The following is a 22,036-nucleotide window of genomic DNA, read 5'->3' on the forward strand; positions in this document are numbered from 1 at the left end:
CCTCAGCAGTCCAGTGGGTTGCGTTTTTCCGGGTTGATACCGAACTTGGCGATGGCTTCAGCCACCACTTTAGGTTCGATGTCACCACGGTCAGCCAATGCTTCCAGGGCTGCCAACACCACGAAATGACGATCGACTTCGAAGAAGTGACGCAGCTTCTTGCGGCTGTCACTGCGGCCGAAACCGTCGGTGCCCAGGACTTTGAATTCCTTGGACGGGACCCACTGACGAATTTGCTCAGCGAACAGCTTCATGTAGTCGGTAGACGCGATGACCGGACCTTTACGGCCGTTCAGGCACTCTTCGACGTAGCTCAGTTTAGGCTTCTGGCCAGGGTGCAGACGGTTGGTGCGCTCGACGGCCAGGCCATCGCGACGCAGTTCGTTGAAGCTGGTAACGCTCCAGACGTCAGCGCCCACGTTGAACTGCTCACGCAGGATCTTCGCCGCTTCACGGACTTCACGCAGGATGGTGCCGGAGCCCATCAGCTGAACGTGGTGCGCCGCTTCGCGGGTGTCTTCTTCGAGCAGGTACATGCCCTTGATGATGCCTTCTTCCACACCGGCCGGCATGGCTGGCTGCTGGTAGGACTCGTTCATCACGGTGATGTAGTAGAAAACGTCCTGCTGCTCTTCGGTCATCTTCTTCATGCCGTCCTGAATGATCACCGCCAGCTCGTAGCCGTAGGTTGGATCAAAGGTGCGGCAGTTCGGGATGGTGGCAGCCAGGATGTGGCTGTGACCGTCTTCGTGTTGCAGGCCTTCGCCGTTCAGCGTGGTCCGGCCGGCGGTGCCGCCGATCAGGAAGCCACGAGTACGGCTGTCGCCGGCAGCCCAGGCCAGGTCGCCGATACGCTGGAAGCCGAACATCGAGTAGAAGATGTAGAACGGCAGCATCGGCTGGTTGTGGCTGGAGTACGAAGTACCGGCAGCGATGAAGGAGCTCATGGCGCCCGCTTCGTTGATGCCTTCTTCGAGGATCTGGCCCTTCTTGTCTTCCTTGTAGAACATCACCTGGTCTTTATCGACTGGCTCGTAGAGCTGGCCGACGGAGGAGTAGATGCCCAACTGACGGAACATGCCTTCCATACCGAAGGTACGGGCTTCGTCCGGGATGATCGGAACGATGCGCGGGCCGATTTCCTTGTCCTTGACCAGCTGCGCGAGGATCCGCACGAAGGCCATGGTGGTGGAGATTTCACGGTCGCCCGAACCGTCAAGGATGGCCTTGAGGGTGTCCAGCGACGGGGTCGGTACGCTGAAGCTCTGCGCGCGGCGCTGTGGCACGAAACCGCCCAGTGCAGTGCGACGCTCGCTCAGGTAGCGGGCTTCGGCGCTGTTCGGTTCCGGTTTGAAGAACGGCAGGTTTTCCAGCTCTTCGTCTTTGACCGGGATGTCGAAGCGGTCGCGGAACAACTTCAAGCTGTCGACATCGACTTTCTTGGTGTTGTGCGCAGTGTTTTTCGCTTCGCCGGCACCGGTGCCATAACCCTTGATGGTCTTGGCCAGGATGACGGTCGGTTGTTCTTTGTGGTTGACCGCTTCGTGGTACGCCGCGTAGACCTTGTACGGGTCGTGGCCGCCACGGTTGAGTTTCCAGATCTCGTCGTCGGACAGATCAGCAACCATCGCCTTGAGTTCTGGCGAGTTGAAGAAGTGTTCACGCACGAACGCGCCGTCTTTGGCTTTGTAGTTCTGGTACTCGCCGTCGATGACTTCGTCCATGCGACGTTGCAGGATACCGTCGACGTCTTTGGCCAGCAGTGGGTCCCAGAAACGGCCCCAGATGACTTTGGTCACGTTCCACTGAGCGCCACGGAACACGCCTTCGAGTTCCTGGATGATCTTGCCGTTGCCGCGAACCGGGCCGTCGAGGCGCTGCAGGTTGCAGTTGATGACAAAGATCAGGTTGTCGAGCTTCTCGCGGCCAGCCAGCGAGATCGCGCCCAGGGATTCCGGCTCGTCGCACTCGCCGTCGCCCAGGAAGCACCAGACTTTTTGCTTGCCTTCCGGGATGAAACCACGGGCTTCCAGGTACTTCATGAAGCGTGCCTGGTAGATCGCCTGGATCGGGCCCAGACCCATGGATACGGTCGGGAACTGCCAGAAGTCAGGCATCAGCCAAGGGTGCGGATAGGACGACAGGCCCTGACCGTCCACTTCCTGGCGGAAGTTGTTCATCTGGTCTTCGGTGATGCGGCCTTCCATGAACGCACGGGCGTAAACGCCTGGCGAGGTGTGGCCCTGGAAGTAGATCAGGTCGCCGCCATGTTCGTCGGTCGGGGCCTGGAAGAAATAGTTGAAGCCGATGTCGTACAGGGTGGCGCTGGAGGCGAAGCTGGAGATGTGACCGCCCAGGTCAGAATCTTTCAGGTTCGTACGCATCACCATGGCCATCGCGTTCCAGCGTACCAACGAGCGAATGCGGCGTTCCATGAACAGGTCGCCAGGCATGCGTGCTTCGTGGGTAACGGGAATGGTGTTGCGGTATGGCGTGGTGATGGCGTAAGGCAATTGCGAACCGCTGCGGGTTGCGAGTTCGCCCATACGGGTCATCAGATAGTGAGCACGGTCTTCGCCTTCTTTGTCGAGAACCGATTCCAGGGCGTCCAGCCATTCCTGGGTTTCGACGGGATCGAGGTCTTGCATGGCTTGCTCCAGGGCGGAAAGGCTTCCAGAATCGGTTGCCTGAGTTTGCGACTGGCCTTGTGGGCAGACGATATAAATTCTTGGATTGCCGAGAGGTTGTTCCGGCGGCGTGTAGTTTTACTACAAATCATCGGGCATTTCAGCCTTTCGAATGTATATACGAGTAGTAAAACTACAGATGAGCGGCTTGTGGCCTCCGGCTGCGTTGTGAGAATAATCGTTAAGGTTGGTCTTTTGCCAACCAGAAAAGGTGAAAGCTTGATGCTGTCTGCCAAAAATAAAGAAATTTCAGCTATTTCTAACCTTTGTTCGACAGTCGATCAGGTAGTGCGATTTGAAAATTCACTACATGCAGCCTTCTATACGCCGATCAAGGATAGACCATGAGCCTCCCTTCGCTTGCCGAACTGCCCGGCATTCTCCTGCCGTTTGTCACCCGTGCCGAGCAGTCGTTCCGTACTGCCGTTGCCGAACTCGACGACGACCATGGCCTGTCTGTCTGGACGCCTGAACGCTGGGCGCAATTCGCCCGCGTCACCGCCGCCAGCGACTTCGTGATTGAACAGAGCGTTCGTGACCCTTTGATGTTGCTGACACTGGTGCAGTCCGGCGAACTGGATCGCGGCTTTGCCCCCGGCGAGTTGTGCGCGCAGATTGCGGCAGCGGCGAATGCCGCGCAGACCGAGGACGAACTCGGTCGCGCCCTGCGTCGCCAGCGCACCCGTCATCAAGTGCGGATCATCTGGCGTGACCTGACCCGTCAGGCCGACCTCGTCCAGACCTGCCGCGACCTCTCGGACATGGCCGATGCCAGCATCGATCAGGCTTATCAGTGGTTGTACTCGCGGCATTGCCAGCAATTCGGCGTGCCGACCGGTCGGCGCAGCGGCGAGCCGCAGCAGATGGTCATCCTCGGCATGGGCAAGCTCGGCGCGGTCGAGCTGAACCTGTCGTCGGACATCGACCTGATCTTCGCCTACCCCGAAGGCGGCGAAACCGTCGGCGTGAAACGCTCGCTGGATAATCAGGAATTCTTCATCCGCCTCGGTCAGCGCCTGATCAAGGCACTGGACCCGATGACCGTCGACGGCTTCGTATTCCGCGTGGACATGCGCCTGCGCCCTTACGGCTCGGCCGGTGCGCTGGTGCTGAGCTTCAATGCGCTGGAACAGTATTACCAGGACCAGGGGCGCGACTGGGAACGCTACGCGATGATCAAGTCGCGGGTGGTGGCCGGCGACCAGGTCGCTGGCGCGCAACTGCAAGAGATGCTGCGCCCATTCGTTTACCGGCGTTACCTGGACTTCTCGGCCATCGAAGCGTTGCGCACGATGAAGCAGTTGATCCAGCAGGAAGTCCGGCGCAAGGGCATGGCCGACAACATCAAGCTCGGTTCCGGCGGCATCCGCGAAGTCGAGTTTATTGCCCAGGCTTTTCAGCTGATCCACGGTGGTCGCGACCTGAGCCTGCAACAACGTCCTCTATTAAAAGTACTGAGCACCCTGGAAGGTCAGGGTTACCTGCCACCGGCGGTGATCAGCGAACTGCGCGAAGGCTACGAATTCCTGCGTTACACCGAGCACGCCATTCAGGCGATTGCCGACCGCCAGACGCAGATGTTGCCGGATGGCGCACAGGATCAGGCGCGCATTGCCTTTATGCTGGGCTTCGCCGATTGGGACGCTTTTCATGCGCAGCTGATGTATTGGCGCGGTCGCGTGGCCTGGCACTTTGGCCAGGTGATCGCCGACCCTGATGAAGAGGAAGGCACCGAAAGCGAAGTGGTGGTCGGCGGTGAATGGCTGCCATTGTGGGAAGAGGCGCAGGACGAAGAGGCGGCTTGTCGCCAGTTGGAGGAGGGCGGCTTCGTCGATGCCACCAAAGCGCTGAAAGCCCTGGCCAGCCTGCGCGGCAGCCCGCAGTTACGCGCGATGCAGCGTTTGGGGCGCGAACGCCTTGATGCCTTTATTCCACGGTTGCTGGCGCAGGCGGTCGAGCATGCCAACCCGGATCTGGTGCTGGAGCGCGTGCTGCCGCTGGTTGAAGCGGTGGCCCGGCGTTCCGCGTATCTGGTGCTGCTGACCGAAAACCCCGGCGCGCTGCGACGCTTGCTGACCTTGTGCGCTGCGAGCCCGTGGATCGCCGAACAGATCACGCGCTTCCCGCTGTTGCTCGACGAATTGCTCAACGAAGGCCGGTTGTTCAAGCCACCCCTGGCGCCGGAACTGGCCGCCGAGTTGCGCGAGCGTCTGACGCGGATTCCCGAGGACGACCTCGAACAGCAAATGGAAGCCCTGCGCCATTTCAAACTGGCGCACCGCTTGCGCGTCGCCGCGTCGGAAATCGCCGGCAGCCTGCCGTTGATGAAAGTCAGCGATTACCTGACCTGGCTCGCCGAAGCGATCCTCGAACAGGTGCTGGCCCTGGCCTGGCGCCAGACTGTGGCCAAATACGGCACGCCGCTGCGCAGTGACGGTACGCTGTGCGATCCGGGCTTTATCATTGTCGGTTACGGGAAAGTCGGCGGGCTGGAATTGGGGCATGGTTCGGACCTGGACCTGGTGTTCATTCACGACGGCGACCCGCAGGCGGAAACCGACGGCCCGAAACCGATTGATGGCGCGCAATTCTTCACCCGGCTCGGGCAGCGGATCATTCACTTGCTCACGGCCCAGACCAACTCCGGTCAGCTGTATGAAGTGGACATGCGCTTGCGACCGTCCGGTGCTTCCGGTCTGTTGGTGAGCTCGCTCGGCGCGTTTGCGCGTTATCAGGAAAACGAAGCCTGGACCTGGGAGCATCAGGCGTTGGTACGGGCGCGGGTACTGGTGGGCAGTCAGGACGTCGGCCACGCGTTCGAGAAGGTTCGCGCGGCGATTTTGGGCAAAGTCCGGGATTTACCGACCTTGCGCCAGGAGGTCAGCGAGATGCGCGCGAAAATGCGCGATAACCTTGGCAGCAAGAGCACCGCAGCGGGCACCGGGGCGAATGCCTTCGAGGCCACGGCGCCGTTCGATCTCAAGCAGGACGCCGGAGGTATCGTCGATATTGAATTTATGGTGCAATACGCGGCCTTGGCGTGGTCCGAAACACACCCGCCATTGCTGCGTTGGACCGACAATATCCGCATTCTGGAAGAGCTGGAACACGAAGGGCTGATGCCCGCCGAAGACGCCAGCCTGTTGCGCGAGGCCTATAAAGCCTACCGCTCCGCCGCGCACCGGCAGGCCTTGCAGAAGGACGCCGGGGTGATACCGGGCGACCAGTTCGTGGACGAACGACGGCAGGTATTGCGGATCTGGCGTGAGTTGGGACTAAGCTGAAACGGATAGTTTGAACAATAGATAACCCACAGTAGATCTGCGTTGTTTTGTAGGTTGAGGCAGCTAAGCTGCACCGCACTGGATGTGCACCAATACCCATGTGGGAGCGGGCTTGCCCGCGATAGCGGAGTGACAGTCGACAGTCATGTTGGATGTGATGATCCCATCGCGAGCAAACAGGCTCCCACAGTGATTATCGAGGCGGGGAGGCGTATGCCTCCCCGGTTCGTTTTTGGAAACCACATGAAAATTCTGATCGTTGGGCCCAGTTGGGTCGGTGACATGGTGATGGCGCAGACACTGTTTCAGTGTCTCAAGCAGCGCCACCCGCAATGCGAAATCGACGTGCTGGCCCCCGAGTGGAGCCGGCCGATTCTTGAGCGCATGCCCGAAGTTCGTCAGGCCTTGAGCTTTCCGCTCGGTCACGGTGCTTTGGAGCTGGCGACGCGTCGGCGTATCGGCAAATCCCTGGTCGGCCAGTACGATCAGGCGATCCTGTTGCCCAATTCCCTGAAGTCGGCGCTGGTGCCATTCTTCGCCGGTATCCCGAAACGCACCGGCTGGCGTGGCGAATTCCGCTACGGTCTGCTCAATGACGTGCGCACGCTGGACAAAGAACGTTATCCGCTGATGATCGAGCGCTTCATGGCGCTGGCGTACGAGCCCGGCCTTGAACTGCCGAAACCCTATCCGCGCCCGACCTTGCAGATCGATCCGGTTACCCGCGAAGCGGCGCTGGCCAAATTCGGCCTGAGCCTCGATCGTCCGGTGTTGGCGCTGTGCCCTGGTGCCGAGTTTGGCGAGTCCAAGCGCTGGCCGTCCGAGCATTACGCCAAGGTCGCCGAAGCGAAGATTCGCGAAGGCTGGCAAGTCTGGTTGTTCGGTTCGAAAAACGATCACGCGGTCGGCGAAGACATTCGTGCGCGGCTGATTCCCGGTCTGCGTGAAGAATCGGTGAACCTCAGCGGCGGCACATCCCTGGCCGAGGCCATCGATCTGCTGTCCTGTGCAGACTCGGTGGTGTCCAACGACTCCGGCCTGATGCACGTCGCCGCGGCGCTGAATCGCCCGTTGGTGGCGGTGTACGGCTCGACGTCGCCGGGCTTCACGCCACCGCTGGCCGAGCACGTCGAGATCGTGCGCCTGGGCATCGAATGCAGCCCGTGCTTCGATCGCACGTGCCGCTTCGGTCATTACAACTGCCTGCGCCAGCTCATGCCGCAAGCGGTGAACGAAGCCTTGCAGCGGTTGCAGGGCACTGTGGTCGAGGTCAAATAGTTTGCGGGTTCTGCTGATCAAGACTTCTTCGCTGGGTGACGTGATTCATGCGTTGCCGGCGCTGACCGACGCGTCCCGGGCAATTCCCGGTATAACGTTCGACTGGGTGGTGGAAGAAGGTTTCGCCGAGATCCCGACGTGGCACCCGGCCGTGGGCAAAGTGATTCCGGTGGCGATCCGCCGCTGGCGCAAGAACATCTGGCAAACCATCAAGAGTGGCGAGTGGAAGCGCTTCAAGCAAAGCGTTCGCGCCACGAAATATGATCTGGTGATTGACGCACAGGGCCTGTTGAAAAGCGCCTTGCTCACCCGCTATGTCAAGGCGCCGGTGGCGGGCCTCGATAAAGGTTCGGCACGGGAACCGATCGCTGCGCGTTTCTATGATCGCAAACTGGCGGTTGCCCGTGGCCAGCACGCGGTTGAGCGAGTGCGTCAGTTGTTCGCCATCGCCCTGGGCTACGACCTGCCCAAAGGGTTGGGCGACTACGGCCTGAACGTCGAGCGCCTGGTGGAATTGCCGCGCAAGAACCCTTACGTGCTGTTCCTGCACGGCACCACCTGGGACACCAAGCACTGGCCTGAAGCCTACTGGCGCGAGCTGGCCGAGCGCGTCGGCTACCTGGGCGTCGGCGTGAAGCTGGCGTGGGGCAATCCGCCGGAAAAAGCCCGGGCCGAGCGCATCGCCAAGGACATGCGGCACGTCGAAGTGCTGCCCAAACTGAATCTGGCGGGCATCGGCAAAGTGCTGGCCGGCGCGCAGGCGTGCGTGGCGGTGGACACCGGTCTCGGTCACCTGGCCGCTGCACTGGACGTGCCGACGCTGTCGCTGTTCGGCCCGACCAACCCGGGCCTGACCGGTGCGTACGGCAAGGCGCAGATTCACATCGCCAGCGATTTCCCCTGCGCTCCGTGCCTGCAAAAGAAATGCACCTATCAACCGACGGCCGAAGATGCCCGCCGGTTTGACCTGAAGCGCGAGTGGCCGTTGTGCTTCACGCGTCTGAATCCCGAGCGTGTCGCGACCCGACTGAGCACGTTGTTACTGGCTGAGGAGCTGCGCTGATGCAATTGGCATTCGTCTTGTACAAGTACTTTCCGTTCGGGGGCTTGCAGCGCGACTTCATGCGCATTGCCCTGGAATGTCAGCAGCGCGGTCATCAGATTCGTGTCTACACGCTGATCTGGGAAGGTGAGATCCCACCCGGTTTCGAAGTGCTGGTGGCGCCGGTCAAAGCGTTCTTCAATCATCGACGCAACGAGAAACTCAGCGAGTGGATGGAGGCCGATCTGGCCAAGCGTCCGGTGGACCGTCTGATCGGTTTCAACAAGATGCCGGGCCTGGACGTTTACTACGCCGCCGACGGCTGTTTCGAAGACAAGGCGCAGAATCTGCGCAACTCGCTGTACCGTCGCTGGGGCCGCTACCGGCACTTCGCCGAGTACGAGCGCGCGGTGTTCGCCAGGGACGCCAAGACTGAAGTGTTGATGATCTCCGAAGTCCAGCAGCCGCTGTTCATCAAGCATTACGACACCCCGCTGGAACGTTTCCATTTGCTGCCGCCGGGCATTTCTCAGGATCGCCGCGCGCCACCAAATGCGGCTGAGATTCGTGCCGGGTTCCGTCGTGAATTCAACTTGAAGGACGACGAGTTGCTGCTGGTGCAGATCGGCTCCGGGTTCAAGACCAAAGGCGTGGATCGCAGCCTCAAGGCGCTGGCCGCGTTGCCCGCTGATCTGAAGAAGCGCACCCGGCTGTTTGTAATTGGCCAGGACGACCCCAAGTTATTCCAGGTGCAGAGCGCCGCTTTGGGGCTTGGCGACAATGTGACGTTCCTCAAGGGCCGCAGTGATATCCCGCGTTTTCTGCTCGGCGCCGACCTGTTGATCCACCCGGCGTACAACGAAAACACCGGGACGGTGTTGCTCGAAGCCTTGGTGGCCGGGTTGCCGGTGCTGGTCAGCGCGGTGTGCGGTTACGCCCATTACATCGCCGAGGCGGACGCCGGTCTGGTGCTGGACGAACCCTTCGATCAGGCGCAACTGACGCAATACCTGACCGGTATGTTGAACGACGCTCAAGCACGAGCGGCCTGGAGCCGCAACGGTCTGGCTTTCGCCGAGACGGCCGACCTCTACAGCATGCCGCAACACGCGGCCGATGTGATTCTGGCGGAGCACGCTTAATGAAGTTGATGCTGGCTGAACCGTTCAAGAGCCTTTGGGCCGGACGCGACCCGTTCGCCGAAGTCGAAGGCCTGCAGGGCGAGGTCTACCGTGAGCTGGAAGCGCGCCGGACCTTGCGCACTGAAGTGAACGGCAACGGTTTTTTCGTGAAGATCCACCGTGGCATTGGCTGGGGCGAAATCTTCAAAAACCTGCTGACCGCCAAACTGCCGGTGCTGGGTGCGGGCCAGGAGTGGAAAGCCATTCAGCGCCTGCAGGAAGTCGGTGTGCCGACCATGACCGCCGTCGCGTACGGTGAAAAGGGCAGCAACCCGGCGGATCAGCATTCGTTCATCGTCACCGAAGAACTGGCGCCGACCATCAGCCTCGAAGACTTCAGCATCGACTGGGTCAAGAACCCGCCCGAGCCAAAGCTCAAGCGTGCGCTGATCGCCGAAGTGGCGCGCATGACCGGCATGATGCACCGCGCCGGGGTCAATCACCGCGACTGCTACATCTGCCACTTCCTGCTGCACACCGACAAACCGGTGACCGCCGACGACTTCAAACTCTCGGTGATCGACCTGCACCGCGCTCAGACCCGCCCGGCAATCACCCAGCGCTGGCGCAACAAGGATCTGGCGGCGCTGTACTTCTCGGCCCTGGACATCGGCTTGACCCGGCGCGACAAATTGCGTTTCCTCAAAGGCTACTTCCAGCAACCGCTGCGCCAGATTCTGTCGGAAGAAGCGGGGCTGCTCGCCTGGCTGGAAGGCAAGGCCAACAAACTCTACGACCGTAAACAGCGATACGGGGATGCGCTCTGATGTCGGGTTGGAACCTGGAACCTGCCTACAGCGATCTGGCCGAAGATTTCGGCAGTCTCGAGGCGGTGTTTGCCTTGCAGGGTGAGCGATTGACTCGCGACCCGCTGTCCGAAGTCATCCGCGTCAATCGCAACGGCGTCAACTATTACGTCAAGCGCTACACCGGCGCGGGCAAGGGCTTGCGCCGCTACCTCGGCAAGCCTCGGGTGAAAATGGAATGGCAGAACCTCAAACGCTTCGCCAAATGGGGCATTCCCACCGCTGAAGTGGTGGCCTGGGGGCTGGAGCGACGCGGTGCCGCCTACGATCGCGGGGCGATGATTACCCGTGAACTGCCGCATACCGAAGACCTGTCTGTCCTGGCGGAGCGGCATGACCCGAAACTGGCGGACCGTGCCTGGGTCGATCATGTCAGTCGGCAATTGGCCGATTACACCCGGACCATGCACGACCACCGCTTCACCCATAACGATCTGAAGTGGCGCAACCTGTTGATCGACGATCAGGCACGTCTGTTCCTGATCGATTGCCCCAACGGCGATTTCTGGCGTGGTTTCTGGCTCAAATACCGTATTACCAAGGATCTGGCGTGCCTGGACAAGGTCGCCAAGTATCAGCTGTCGGCCACTCAGCGCCTGCGCTTTTACCTGCAATACCGCCAGCGGACACGACTCAATGCCGCCGACAAGAAACGGATCCGGCACGTGGTTAGATTTTTTGAGGGGCGCGAATGACTGATTTTCTGGCCGCTGAAGACCGTGCGCTACTGGAGCGCCACGGCCTCGGTACCTTCGATGCACTTTGGGCCAGGCAACTCGATGCCGTGGATGAGCCCAACACCGTGCGCGGTGGCTGGAGCAGTGTGTTTCGACTGGACCTTGAAGGTCACGGCTTCTATCTCAAGCGTCAAAGCAACTACCTGATGCGCACGTTGCATGCGCCGTTTGGCGAGCCCAGTTTTGCCCGGGAATTTCGCAATATCAGTCGTTATGAAAAGCTCGGCATTCCGGCCCTGAAAGCGGCGTTCTTCGGTGAGCGCAAAGTCGAGGGCGAAGTCCGGGCGATTCTGCTGACCCGTGCGCTTGACGGTTGGGATGACCTGGACTCGCTGTTGCGGCGCTGGTCGGAGTTAAGTGGCGCGCAGCATTCGGCGATTTTGCAGGCGTGTGGCGAGCTGGCTCGACGCCTGCACGCAGCGCGTCAGGTTCATGGCTGCTTCTACCCGAAACACATTTTTCTCAAGGCCACCGGCGACGGTTACCAGGCCCAACTGATCGACCTGGAAAAGACCCGGCCGTTGCTGTTGGGGCAGCGTGACCGGGTCAAGGATCTGGAGCCGTTGACGCGGCGGGCGCCCGAATGGAGCGATGCGCAGCTGCGTGAGTTGCTGGCCGCCTACCTGGGTCAATCGCAGGACAGTTCGCTGATCGATGGCTGGCTGACGCGACTGACCGCGCGGCGCAGCCATAAGGAGGCACGCTGATGCGTTTGTCCGAACTGAAAAACGCCGGCCGTAATCCGGCTCTGCCGCTGAGTGTTTCACTGGCCGATGCCGCTGGTCCCGCCGAGTTGCAGCTGCTGAGCCTGCTGCGGGTGTTGCCGGGCCAGCGCTATGTCGGCGCCGGTGTCTGGCGCGGCCGTCCGGTGCTGGCCAAGTTGCTGGTCGGCAGCAAGGCTGCCCGGCATTTCCAGCGTGAACTGGACGGTGTGCGCTTGCTCGCCGCTCAAGGTCTGACCACGCCGCAGCTGCTGGCCGACGGCTTGAAGGATGGCGAGGGTGGCTGGCTGCTGTTCGATTTCCTTGAAGGTGCCGAGAGCCTGGGGGATACCTGGAAACAGGTCGAGCACTTGCCGATGCTGGCGGATGAGCAATCGGCGGTATTGGCCGATGCGCTGGGCGCGATAGGTCAAATGCACCGCAAAGGCCTGTGGCAGGAAGACCTGCACCTGGACAACCTGCTGCGTCAGGGCGGTCGACTGTATTTGATCGATGGCGCCGGGATCTGCAGCGAAACCCCCGGCCAGCCACTGTCTCGGCAGAAAGTCCTGGAAAACCTCGGGGTGTTTTTTGCCCAATTGCCCAAGTCGCTGGAGCCGTTCACCGAAGAATTGCTGGTGTATTACCTGCTGAGCAATGGCGAGCATGCCTTGCCCATGGAGGCGTTGCAGAAGCAGATCGACAAAGTCCGCAGCTGGCGCCTCAAGGACTTTCTGATCAAGGTCGGTCGCGAATGCACGCTGTTCAGCGTGCAGCGCGGGGCCTTCGGGCTGCGGGCGATTCGCCGCGAGGAAGAAGCGGCGATGCTGCCGGTGCTGGAGCAGGCCGATGCGTTGCTCGATCAGGGCCATCTGTACAAGACCGGCGGCGCGGCGAGTGTCGGAAAAGTCGCGGTGGACGGTCGGACTCTGGTGATCAAGCGCTACAACATCAAAGGCTTTGCCCACTGGCTCAAACGCTTCTGGCGCCCAAGCCGTGCCTGGCACTCATGGCGCGAAGGCAATCGGCTGGCGTTCCTCGGTATTGCCACGCCGAAACCGCTGGCCTTGCTGGAAAAACGTTTTCTCTGGTTGCGCAGCCGGGCGTATCTGGTGACCGAGCATTTGCCGGGGCCGGACATTATCGAGCGGTTTGCGCCGTACGTTGAAAGCGGTGAAGCGCCCGAGGCAGAGTTGGTGGCACTGGATCAGTTGTTTGCAGAGCTGATTCGCGAGCGGATCAGTCATGGCGACTTCAAGGGGCACAACCTGTTCTGGCACCACGATCGCTGGGCGCTGATCGACCTCGATTCGATGTGCCAGCATGGCTCAGCCAGCAGCTTCGCCCCAGCGTATGCGCGGGATCGGGCGCGGTTCATGCGCAACTGGCCCGAGAGCAGCGCGCTGTATAAGGTCATTGACCAGCGGCTTCCCAGAGACATCTCCAGCGCTGCCTGAGTCGAACCTTCGGTCCTTTCGCGAGCAGCCAACGAAGATAAGGGACAAGTTCTTGTGAACGGTCCTACACAAACTTGAGAAGCCATGAACTGTGGCCTGACTGACCGCAATGCTAGTTTGCCTGACGTTCATGGAGGGCAAATTTTGACGATTAAAGCGGCTGTTCTGTTCGGCACACTCTCACTGGCACTATCTGGCTGCGGCACCGCTGTCACGGTCCTGCAAAATGACGAAGATGCGGCGCGTGACCTGCGCAAACAAAAAACCTACTGCCAATCCATCCCGCGTATCTACAGCGGCCTGGCTTACGATTTCTGTGTGTTGAATGCGCCGCCGGATCCCACGGGTTTTCTTGTGCCGCTGGTCTTGCTGGACCTGGCGTTGTCCGGTGCGCTGGACACCGTCGCCTTGCCGTACACGATTTACCGGCAGGGGGTCGATGGCAACCTCAGGATTTACTGGCGGCCAGGTCGCGGATGACCCTGGCCGTGCGTCCTGGTCCTGAGCCATGTTTACGCCGCTGATAACCGTAGGGTCATTCCCGGCATGTTTAAGCTATAATCTCGCCCTTTAGCTGTCTCTCGCCCCTTGCGAGGGCACATTAATTTTTGAGGCGCGTTGCGCCTGCATGCAGACTAAAGAGGCTAGACCCCTGTGGCATTGACGATTCTTGGCCTGTCCGGCGCCCTTAGCCATGATCCTTCCGCAGCCTTGTACATCGACGGCAAGCTGGTCGCGGCGGCTGAAGAAGAGCGCTTTGTGCGCGATAAACATGCAAAGAACCGCATGCCTTACGAATCGGCGAAGTTCTGCCTCGAGCAGGCGGGCATCAAACCGTCCGACGTTGACGTGGTTGCGATTCCGTTCGCGCCGATCAGCCTGTTCGGCAAGGCACGCTGGCACTACGCCAAGCGTTACTGGTACGCCCCGGACCGCGCGCTCGATGCGATCCTGATGGGCAACCGTCGCTACAAGCGCTATCGCAACAAGATCGTCTGGTGCCTCGAGCAATTGGGTTTCGATCCGAAGAAAATCAAGATCGAACCCGTCGAGCATCACCTGGCCCACGCCTCCAGCGCTTACCACTGCTCCGGTTTCAAAGAGAAAACCGCGATCCTCGGCATCGACGGCAAGGGTGAGTACGCCACGACCTTCTTCGGTTACGGCGAAAACGGCAAGATCCACAAGATCAAGGAATTCTTCGATCCCGACTCCCTCGGCGGCCTGTACGGTGCGATCACCGAGTTCCTCGGTTTCGAGATGCTCGACGGCGAGTTCAAGGTCATGGGCATGGCGCCGTACGGCGACGCCAGCAAGTACGACTTCTCGCGTCTGGCCTCGTTCGAGAACGGCGAGCTGGTGATCAATACCGACTACGCCAACGTCATCGGCCTGCGTCGCTACAAAGAGAAGGGCAAGGGTTTCTACTTCTCGCCGAAGCTGATCGAGTGGCTGGGGCCGAAGCGCGAAGGCGACATCGCCGACGAGCCCTACATCCACTACGCCGCGAGCATGCAAGCGCTGTTCGAGAAACTGGCGTTGCAGATGATCGACCATTACCTGGGCGACGTGCTCAAGGAAACCGGCAAGCTGGCCTTCGCTGGCGGCTGTGCGTTGAACGTCAAGCTCAACCAGAAAATCATCGCCCGTGATGACGTCAAGGAACTGTTCGTCCAGCCTGCGTCCGGCGATGCCGGCACCGCGGTCGGCGCGGCGGCTTATGTGTCTCACGCTCGTGGCGTGCCGGTCGAGAAGATGGAACACGTCTACCTCGGCCCGTCGTACAGCAACGAAGACGTGCTCGCCGCATGCGCCCGTCACCCGAGCAAGCCGGTATGGCGCAAGCTCGAGAACATGCCGGAAAACATCGCCAAAATCATGGTCGATGGCAACCCGGTCGCCTGGTTTCAGGGGCGTATGGAGTTTGGTCCGCGTGCCTTGGGCGGTCGTTCGATCATCGGTTGCCCGAGCGCGACCGGCGTGGCTGACCGCATCAACCACCAGATCAAGTTCCGCGAGCGCTGGAGGCCTTTCTGCCCGTCGATGCTCGACACCGTCGCACCGCAGATGATCAAGATCGATCACCCCGCGCCATTCATGACCTTCACCTTCGAAGTGGCTGAAGAGTGGAAAACCCGCGTGCCGGAAGTCGTCCATGAAGACGGCACCTCTCGTGCTCAGGTGCTCAAGCGCGAATACAACCCGCGCTACTACGACATGATGAAGGCGCTGGAAGTGCTGACCGGTAACGGCGTATCGCTGAACACCTCGCTCAACCGCCGTGGCGAACCGATGATCTGCTCGCCGACGGATGCCCTGAACATGTTCTTCGGCTCCGACCTGCAGTATCTGATCATGGAAGACATCCTGGTGGTCAAAGAGGGCGCGGACGCATATGACACGCTCGGCTGAACGCCATGTGCTGCAGTTCTGCCACGGCTATGACGGGCCGTTTCTGGACTGCGCCCGGCAGTACGCCAGCCTGTTCGCGGGGACCGGTTATCGAGTGACCACGGTGTTTCTGACCGGGGTTGCAGACAGCGAGGTTGCCGCGGGCTGTGCTTCCGATGAAGTGTTGTTCATGGAATACAGCTCCAAGGCCATTCGTGGCCTGAAGCTGGGTGCCATCCGCGATCTGCGCAAGATCGCCGCTTCGCGCAATTTCAGTTTCTGCATTGCTCATCGTTTCAAGCCGATCTACATCGCCTTGTTGGGCACTTCGTTGCCGGTGATCGGCGTGCATCACGCGTTTGACGACTACAAGCGCGGCACTCGCAAATTCTTTGTGAATTTTTTCCGCAAGCGTTTGAGTCTGCTCGGTGTTTCCGATGCCGTGCGCGACGACATTCGCAGTTGCCTGCCGAATTGGCCGGCCGCACGGATTCAGACACTCTACAACCGGATCAATGTGCAAGCCTTGCAGGACAGTCACGTATCGATTCGCGAAGCCCGGGAAACCCTGGGCTTGTCCATGGATGCATGGATTATCGGCAACGTCGGCAGACTGCATCCGGACAAGGATCAGACCACGTTGCTGCACGGTTTTGCCGCGGCGTTACCGGGCTTGCCGGCTAACAGCCAGTTGGTGATTCTCGGTATCGGTCGGCTGGAGCAGGATCTCAAGGCAACGGCTCGCGAACTGGGGATCGGCGACCGTGTGCTGTTTCTCGGTCAGGTGCCCGAAGCCCGTCGTTACTTCCGAGCCTTCGATGTGTTTGCCTTGAGCTCCGATCACGAGCCGTTCGGCATGGTGCTGCTGGAGGCCATGGCTGCCGGCGTACCGTTGCTCGCGACGGCATGCGGCGGTGCGAAGGAAGTGGTCGAGGGCGTCGGTATTCTCTTTCCGCTGGGCGACGCCGAGCACCTGGCTCAAGGGTTGCAACATCTGGCCGCGATGGATGATCAGCAGCGCCGCCAATGTGCCGAGTTGATGCTAGACCGTTTACGCGAGCGCTTCTCCGACCGCGCGGTACGCGATGCTTTCTGGCATTTACCCGCCGTCACCGAACTGGCGGCGAGGGGTTGATGCTCAACCGATTTCAAGGATGGCGCGAGCGTGGCTGGGCGGTGGTCGATGCCTCGACATACGCCGAGGCCTGGCACCGTTATGGCGGCAGCGTCGCCACTCATCCGATGGTGGTCGAGCGCCTGGCGCAGTTGGCCGATATCCCGGTGCGTTACCTGGCCTGGGCGCCAAAGGGTGAAGTCCAGGCGGCGATTCCAACTTGGGGTCGTGACCTTGCCTTGTCCAAGGACGTGCTCAAGCGCAACGGTAAGAAAGGCCTGTTCGACCTCGGCAATGCGGAGCTCATCCTGCCGGCCGCTGCTGATACGCAAGCGCCCCTGCGCCATCGCGCTCGTTATCTGTCCGCGCTGAATGAAGGCCGCTTCAGCGGTATCAGGCTGCAGGCAGAACAACTGGCCATGGCCCGCACTCCTGAAGAGCTGTCGAAAAAATTTCGCTATAACCAGCGTCGCGAATTGCGTTTGCTGGAAGAGGCGGGCGGCGTGGTGCGGCCGGTCAGCGAGTTTTCCAGCGCCGAACTGGCGGCGATTTACTGCGACTTGTTCCAGCGTCGCTGGGGCTTTCCCGCGACCGGTGCCGAGCGTATGGCCGAGGTGATCGGGTTGTTGCGTGACTTGCTGATCGGCTCGGTGATTTTCCTCAACGATGCGCCGATCGCGATTCAACTGGTCTACCGCGTCGAAGCGCCGCAATGGATCAGTGTCGAATACATTAATGGTGGCGTCGATCCCGAAACCCGTGAATTCAGCCCCGGTAGCGTCTTGAGTTTTCTCAATACCCAAAGTGCCTGGGAGCATGCACGAGCGCTGGACAAGCCCCTGCGCTTCTCCTTCGGTCGCGCCGATCGTGAATACAAGGATCGCTGGTGCAATCCTGTGCCAGTCTTCACCGTATGAGCGAACCTATGAGTCGAAAACAGCAATTGCTCAAGCGCCACCGGCGCAACAAACGTATCGGCCTGCTGATCGCCTTGGTGCTGTTGGTCGTCATCGGCGTGCTGGTGGCCTGGTGGCTACCGCTGGTGCTGGCGGTACTGGGCTGGATCGCTCACGAAGCCTGGTTCGCCGATCATTTGTTCTATTCGCCCAAGGACGATTACGCTTACAACTTCCCGCCTTACACCCCGCAACCCAAGATTCACCTGGACGGCGAGCGTTTGCGCCTGGATGACGGCGTCATGCTGGTGGACGACGCTACGCTGGTATTGGCCCTTCGGATCAAGAGCACCTGGCTGGGGCGCTTTCTCGACCCGGCTGTCGAATTGTCAGGGGGCGATAATCCCGATAGGCAAACCTTCGAGCGTGGGGCCAACGGGCTGCGTTACCTCAATCTCAGTGGTCAGGCGCAAGTGCTGTCGCGAGGCGAGTTGCGTCTGCGAGGACGTTTTTGCCGAGTGCTGGGCGAACCCGTGCTCTGGGCATTCGAACAGCCGGATTACCGCCGTCAGCGGGTGATGGTCATCGCGCCACACGCCGACGACGCCGAGCTGGCGGCTTATGGTTTGTACAGTCAGGCCGACGAAGCCTGGATAGTCACCCTCACCGCCGGCGAAATCGAAGCGGAACATTATCAGCAGATCGGCCTGAACAAGGTCGAAGCAGCTCGCCTCAAGGGGCGGCTGCGGGCGTGGGACAGCATCGCCGTGCCACGCTGGGCCGGGGTGCCCGAAGCCCATTGCGTGCAGTTGGGCTATTTCTGCCTGCAACTGGCGGCGATGCAGGCAGCACCGTCCCGGCCGGTGGGTTCACGGGAAGCGGAGATGGACGACACCCGCTTGTTCCGCCAGTTGAATCCCTTTGCACTACCGGGCGACGCCGATGGTGCACCGACCTGGAACAACCTGTTGGCCGACCTGCGCGAACTGCTGCTGCGGGCCCGCCCTGAAGTGATCGTGTTGCCGCACCCGACGCTCGATCCGCACCCGGATCACATCTGCGCCCAACAAGCGATCCTTGAAGCACTGCGAGGCCTGGCGTGGCAGCCGACCACGTTGCTCGGTTATGCCAACCATTTGCATGACAACGATCGCTGGCCCATGGGAGATGCCGGCCATGGTATCGCGCTGCCGCCAGCCTTCGATTCGTCGGTGCCGATGCAGCCTTACTGCCTTCCGGTTCCCCCGGCACTTCAGCGTGATAAAGCCATGGCGCTGGGTATGATGCACGACCTGCAGCCGCGCATGCCATTGAAGCGGCGCCTGCGTCGGTTGATACAGTGGCTCCTGGCCAGTAGAGTGCCGCCTCTCTATGGCGAGAATGAATTCTTTCGCAAGGCGGTCAGACGCCAGGAACTGTTCTGGCTTCTGAAGCATGGCGAAACCCCTGTGAAGCAGAATTGAAGTACAACTCTGCCTAGCATGGCAGCGCCTCCCAGCATTGACAGCGAGTTATCCGTGATTAATCCATGCCCGCGTATTTTGTTTCTGATGCCTTATTTCGGCAGCTGGCCCTTCTGGATGCCGTTTTTTCTGGAGAGCTGCCGTCGCAATCCCGACATCGACTGGTTGTTCTTCACAGACTGCGGCGTTCCCGAGAATCTACCGCCCAACGTGACCGTCGAATGCATGATGTTCAGCGATTACTGTGGGTTGGTGTCCCAGCGGCTGGGTATCGACTTTGCGCCGACTCAGGCTTACAAGTTGTGCGACATCAGGCCCGCGTTCGGTCTGATCCATGCAGACCGCCTGGAGGGCTATGATTTCTGGGCGTTCGGCGATATCGACCTGGTGTACGGCGACCTGCGCAGCTACTTCACTGCCGATCGGCTTGCTTCCTACGACCTGTACTCCACCCACGAACGGCGAGTGGCCGGGCATCTTTGCCTGATCAGAAACACCGCCCGCAAGCGTGAGTTGTTCAGGCAGATCAAGGATTGGGAAGCGCGGTTCACGGACCAGAAGCATCACGCGCTGGACGAGGGCGCATTCAGTCGAATCTTTCTCTGGCGCAAGAATTTTCCCGAGCCCTTGTTCAAACTGGTGGGCAAGTTCAACCCGTGGCGTCGACGTAGCGAATTCACCGAGGCGTACAGTACGCCGGGTGGTTGCATCAAGTGGCATGACGGGACCGAGAATTTCCCGCACCAATGGCATTGGCGCGACGGCCATTTGACCAATGATCGCGATGGCGATCGCCGGTTTCCGTATTTCCATTTCGTTTGCTGGAAGCGCAACGAGTGGCCACGGTTGCCTCAACCCGATCCGGTGGAGATCAAGCGCCTCGCCGCTGAACCCGCCTGGGTCATCGACGCGACTGGTTTTCACCGGGGAGAGTTATGAGTCAACGGTCAAAGGTTCTGCAGTTGCAGCCTGACTACAATGTCAAAGCCCATGACTTTGCCGACCTGGCAGAGCAGATCGTCAAGGCTTTGCCGGATGATCGCTATGAGGTGACCGCCGCGTTTTTGCGGGGCAAGCCAGGGCCGGGCGAGGCGGTGAGCCGTGCCGGGCGTTCCGTTTATTTCGAGTTTTCCGACAAATCGCTCAAGGGCATGCGCCTGCGCGCCATGTGGCGGCTGTATCAGTTTTGCCGCAAAGAAAAATTCGATGTAGTGATTTGCAACCGCTTCAAGCCGGTCAACATGATGCTGACGCTCAACCGCTGGTTGAAAGTGCCGTTGTGCATCGGCATCTCCCACGGCTTTGGCGAGTACGACCGATTGTACCGACGTCGCCAGACCCAGCGCCTGATCGATAGTCACTGGCGTTTTGTCGGGGTATCGCCGGCGGTCAAGCAGTATTTGCTGGACTGCGACTGCGGGTTCACCGATCAAAACACTTACGCCATTACCAATGCGATCGACATCGAACAGGCCGAAGGTTTGCAACACAGTCGCGAACGGGCCCGTGAACTGCTCGGTATTGATCCGTCGGTGCGACTGATCGGTGCATTGGGCCGTTTGGTGCCGGTCAAGGGGCACACTTACCTGTTGCAGGCGTTTGCGGCCCTCAAGGACAAGTACCCGAATACCCAGTTGGCGATCATCGGTGCGGGCCGCGAAGAGTCGCGCCTGACCGCCGAGATAGAGCGTCTGGGCCTGAGCGGGCGTGCGCATCTGCTGGGCTTCAAGGAAAACGCCTTGCAGTACGTTCGCGCCTTTGACATCTGGACCATGCCATCGCTGGCCGAAGGTCTCGGGCTGGCATTGCTCGAGGGCATGAGCGGTCATCTTCCGGTCATCGCTTCCAACGTGCCGGCGATGCTGCCGTTGATTCAGGGCGCGGGCGGTCTGGCGATTACGCCGAAGGATGTGCCGAGCCTGGTCGCGGCACTGGATACTTACCTCGAGCTACCGGATGACGCGCTCAAGGCCAAGGGCGAACAAGCCTACCGGTATCTCCAGGAACAACACGATATCGAGGTGTTCCGCCAGGAATACCTGAACCTGATCGACTCCGGCTTGAGCAAGGCCCGCAAGGAAGAATCATGAGCGACGCACAACCCATCGTCACGGTCATCATCGCGTCGTATAACCACGGTCGTTACATTGAGGAGAGCATTCTCAGCGTCCTCAACCAGACCTATTCGAACATCGAGTTACTGGTGGTCGATGATGGTTCCAGCGATGACAGTGTCGAGCGGATCAACGTCTTGCAGGCGCAACACGGCTTTGATTTCCGTGTTCAGCAGAATCAGGGGCTGACCAATACTCTCAACGGTGCCATAGCGCGCGCAAAGGGCAGCCTGATAGTGCCTTTCGGTTCCGATGACATCATGCTGCCCGAGCGCATCGCCACGCAGGTCGCGCACATGGATGGCAAGCCCGAGGTCGGCATCTGCGCCGGCAATATCGAGCTGATGGACGCTGACGGCATTGCGTACCCGGAGTCGCGCCAGCGCCGGGACGTACCGTTCCGCCGTCTGGACTTCGATGACATGTTCCTCGAGCGCAAGCCCTATCCGCCGGCACCGACCCTGATGATCCGTCGCGAGGCGCTGGACAAGGTCGGCGGGTTCGATCCGACTATTCGCCTGGAAGATTTGCTGATCGAGCTGAAAGTGACCCATGCCGGCTACTTCATTGATGGCTTGAACGTGCTGATGGCGCGCTATCGCAAACACGCCACCAACTCCTACAAGAACCACCGCTTCATGATCGACAACATCCTGCGTACCTATGCGCTGTTCAGTGATCACCCGCTGTACGAGCATGTGCGCTACAAGTTTCTCAGTTCGATGTTCCTGAAGACCGCCAATCGAGACCGCAAGCTGGCGCGGGAGCTTCTGGCGCAGATTCCGTTCCGGGCGTGGAACAAGAAGACCTGGCGTGGTCTGGGGCGCTTGTATTTCTCGCCTCTGGAAAAGGATTGAGCCATCGGCTCAATCCGGGCCTCGGTCC

At 60.4% G+C, this 22,036-nt stretch carries 18 protein-coding genes; 17 read left to right on the forward strand and 1 reads right to left on the reverse strand.

Translation table 11 applies throughout. The features are described 5' to 3' along the window. Window positions 1-2 precede the first annotated feature (2 nt). A complete protein-coding gene (gene aceE / locus F8N43_RS25335) occupies window positions 3-2,648 on the reverse strand; it encodes a pyruvate dehydrogenase (acetyl-transferring), homodimeric type (RefSeq protein ID WP_150632354.1) in 2,646 nt (881 codons plus the stop codon). On the opposite strand from aceE, the gene F8N43_RS25340 reads away from it, so the two are divergent. The 17 genes from F8N43_RS25340 (at window position 2,643) to F8N43_RS25420 (ending at window position 22,008) form a co-directional block, all read left to right on the forward strand. Continuing rightward, the gene (locus F8N43_RS25340; protein WP_150632355.1) at window positions 2,643-3,035 is read left to right on the forward strand and encodes a hypothetical protein; all 393 of its coding nucleotides are present in this window, start codon (window positions 2,643-2,645) and stop codon (window positions 3,033-3,035) included. The genes aceE and F8N43_RS25340 overlap by 6 nt on opposite strands. Further along, window positions 3,032-5,971, forward strand: coding sequence for a bifunctional [glutamate--ammonia ligase]-adenylyl-L-tyrosine phosphorylase/[glutamate--ammonia-ligase] adenylyltransferase (gene glnE / locus F8N43_RS25345; RefSeq protein ID WP_150632356.1), 2,940 nt, complete (start codon window positions 3,032-3,034; stop codon window positions 5,969-5,971). The genes F8N43_RS25340 and glnE overlap by 4 nt, the downstream gene beginning before the upstream one ends. Before the next feature lie 243 nt (window positions 5,972-6,214). Next, window positions 6,215-7,249 (forward strand): lipopolysaccharide heptosyltransferase II, encoded by a 1,035-nt coding sequence (gene waaF / locus F8N43_RS25350; RefSeq protein ID WP_150632357.1) that lies wholly within the window; start codon window positions 6,215-6,217, stop codon window positions 7,247-7,249. 1 nt (window position 7,250) lies between these two features. Next, window positions 7,251-8,312 (forward strand): lipopolysaccharide heptosyltransferase I, encoded by a 1,062-nt coding sequence (gene waaC, locus F8N43_RS25355; protein WP_150654516.1) that lies wholly within the window; start codon window positions 7,251-7,253, stop codon window positions 8,310-8,312. Then, window positions 8,312-9,433 (forward strand): glycosyltransferase family 4 protein, encoded by a 1,122-nt coding sequence (locus tag F8N43_RS25360; RefSeq protein ID WP_150654517.1) that lies wholly within the window; start codon window positions 8,312-8,314, stop codon window positions 9,431-9,433. Before waaC ends, F8N43_RS25360 begins: the two co-directional genes overlap by 1 nt. After that, window positions 9,433-10,239 (forward strand): lipopolysaccharide core heptose(I) kinase RfaP, encoded by an 807-nt coding sequence (rfaP, locus tag F8N43_RS25365; RefSeq protein ID WP_150654518.1) that lies wholly within the window; start codon window positions 9,433-9,435, stop codon window positions 10,237-10,239. Before F8N43_RS25360 ends, rfaP begins: the two co-directional genes overlap by 1 nt. Beyond that, window positions 10,239-10,973 (forward strand): lipopolysaccharide kinase InaA family protein, encoded by a 735-nt coding sequence (locus F8N43_RS25370; RefSeq protein ID WP_150632361.1) that lies wholly within the window; start codon window positions 10,239-10,241, stop codon window positions 10,971-10,973. The genes rfaP and F8N43_RS25370 overlap by 1 nt, the downstream gene beginning before the upstream one ends. After that, entirely contained in the window at window positions 10,970-11,722 is a 753-nt protein-coding gene (locus F8N43_RS25375) for a lipopolysaccharide kinase InaA family protein (protein WP_150654519.1), read from the forward strand. Before F8N43_RS25370 ends, F8N43_RS25375 begins: the two co-directional genes overlap by 4 nt. Then, a complete protein-coding gene (locus F8N43_RS25380) occupies window positions 11,722-13,173 on the forward strand; it encodes a lipopolysaccharide kinase InaA family protein (RefSeq protein WP_150654520.1) in 1,452 nt (483 codons plus the stop codon). The genes F8N43_RS25375 and F8N43_RS25380 overlap by 1 nt, the downstream gene beginning before the upstream one ends. A gap of 144 nt (window positions 13,174-13,317) precedes the next feature. Further along, window positions 13,318-13,653, forward strand: coding sequence for a YceK/YidQ family lipoprotein (locus F8N43_RS25385; RefSeq protein WP_150632364.1), 336 nt, complete (start codon window positions 13,318-13,320; stop codon window positions 13,651-13,653). A 174-nt stretch (window positions 13,654-13,827) separates the two neighbouring features. Next, a complete protein-coding gene (locus tag F8N43_RS25390; RefSeq protein ID WP_008027860.1) occupies window positions 13,828-15,585 on the forward strand; it encodes a carbamoyltransferase in 1,758 nt (585 codons plus the stop codon). Next, window positions 15,569-16,699, forward strand: a complete 1,131-nt coding sequence (locus tag F8N43_RS25395; protein ID WP_150632366.1) for a glycosyltransferase — start codon at window positions 15,569-15,571, stop codon at window positions 16,697-16,699. The genes F8N43_RS25390 and F8N43_RS25395 overlap by 17 nt, the downstream gene beginning before the upstream one ends. Continuing rightward, on the forward strand, window positions 16,699-17,595 hold the full coding sequence (locus tag F8N43_RS25400; protein ID WP_150654521.1) for an antimicrobial resistance protein Mig-14: 897 nt from the start codon (window positions 16,699-16,701) through the stop codon (window positions 17,593-17,595). The genes F8N43_RS25395 and F8N43_RS25400 overlap by 1 nt, the downstream gene beginning before the upstream one ends. Before the next feature lie 8 nt (window positions 17,596-17,603). Beyond that, window positions 17,604-19,037, forward strand: coding sequence for a PIG-L deacetylase family protein (locus tag F8N43_RS25405; RefSeq protein WP_150639546.1), 1,434 nt, complete (start codon window positions 17,604-17,606; stop codon window positions 19,035-19,037). 54 nt (window positions 19,038-19,091) lie between these two features. Continuing rightward, window positions 19,092-19,976, forward strand: coding sequence for a DUF6625 family protein (locus F8N43_RS25410; RefSeq protein ID WP_150639547.1), 885 nt, complete (start codon window positions 19,092-19,094; stop codon window positions 19,974-19,976). Further along, window positions 19,973-21,127 carry a glycosyltransferase gene (locus F8N43_RS25415; protein WP_150639548.1) on the forward strand — a complete coding sequence of 385 codons (1,155 nt, stop codon included), beginning with the start codon at window positions 19,973-19,975 and terminating at the stop codon, window positions 21,125-21,127. The genes F8N43_RS25410 and F8N43_RS25415 overlap by 4 nt, the downstream gene beginning before the upstream one ends. Then, window positions 21,124-22,008, forward strand: coding sequence for a glycosyltransferase (locus F8N43_RS25420; protein ID WP_150654522.1), 885 nt, complete (start codon window positions 21,124-21,126; stop codon window positions 22,006-22,008). Before F8N43_RS25415 ends, F8N43_RS25420 begins: the two co-directional genes overlap by 4 nt. Window positions 22,009-22,036 lie beyond the last annotated feature (28 nt).

It is taken from the genome of Pseudomonas fluorescens (genome assembly GCF_902498065.1).
GTDB classification, from domain to species: domain Bacteria; phylum Pseudomonadota; class Gammaproteobacteria; order Pseudomonadales; family Pseudomonadaceae; genus Aquipseudomonas; species Aquipseudomonas fluorescens_BJ.

Excerpts from the sequence above, each read along its gene's own strand:
- aceE (WP_150632354.1), bottom strand. The coding sequence starts at position 2,648 with ATGCAAGACCTCGATCCCGTCGAAACCCAGGAATGGCTGGACGCCCTG.
- glnE (WP_150632356.1), top strand. The coding sequence starts at position 3,032 with ATGAGCCTCCCTTCGCTTGCCGAACTGCCCGGCATTCTCCTGCCGTTT.
- waaF (WP_150632357.1), top strand. The coding sequence starts at position 6,215 with ATGAAAATTCTGATCGTTGGGCCCAGTTGGGTCGGTGACATGGTGATG.
- F8N43_RS25360 (WP_150654517.1), top strand. The coding sequence starts at position 8,312 with ATGCAATTGGCATTCGTCTTGTACAAGTACTTTCCGTTCGGGGGCTTG.
- rfaP (WP_150654518.1), top strand. The coding sequence starts at position 9,433 with ATGAAGTTGATGCTGGCTGAACCGTTCAAGAGCCTTTGGGCCGGACGC.
- F8N43_RS25370 (WP_150632361.1), top strand. The coding sequence starts at position 10,239 with ATGTCGGGTTGGAACCTGGAACCTGCCTACAGCGATCTGGCCGAAGAT.
- F8N43_RS25375 (WP_150654519.1), top strand. The coding sequence starts at position 10,970 with ATGACTGATTTTCTGGCCGCTGAAGACCGTGCGCTACTGGAGCGCCAC.
- F8N43_RS25380 (WP_150654520.1), top strand. The coding sequence starts at position 11,722 with ATGCGTTTGTCCGAACTGAAAAACGCCGGCCGTAATCCGGCTCTGCCG.
- F8N43_RS25395 (WP_150632366.1), top strand. The coding sequence starts at position 15,569 with ATGACACGCTCGGCTGAACGCCATGTGCTGCAGTTCTGCCACGGCTAT.
- F8N43_RS25400 (WP_150654521.1), top strand. The coding sequence starts at position 16,699 with ATGCTCAACCGATTTCAAGGATGGCGCGAGCGTGGCTGGGCGGTGGTC.
- F8N43_RS25405 (WP_150639546.1), top strand. The coding sequence starts at position 17,604 with ATGAGTCGAAAACAGCAATTGCTCAAGCGCCACCGGCGCAACAAACGT.
- F8N43_RS25415 (WP_150639548.1), top strand. The coding sequence starts at position 19,973 with ATGAGTCAACGGTCAAAGGTTCTGCAGTTGCAGCCTGACTACAATGTC.
- F8N43_RS25420 (WP_150654522.1), top strand. The coding sequence starts at position 21,124 with ATGAGCGACGCACAACCCATCGTCACGGTCATCATCGCGTCGTATAAC.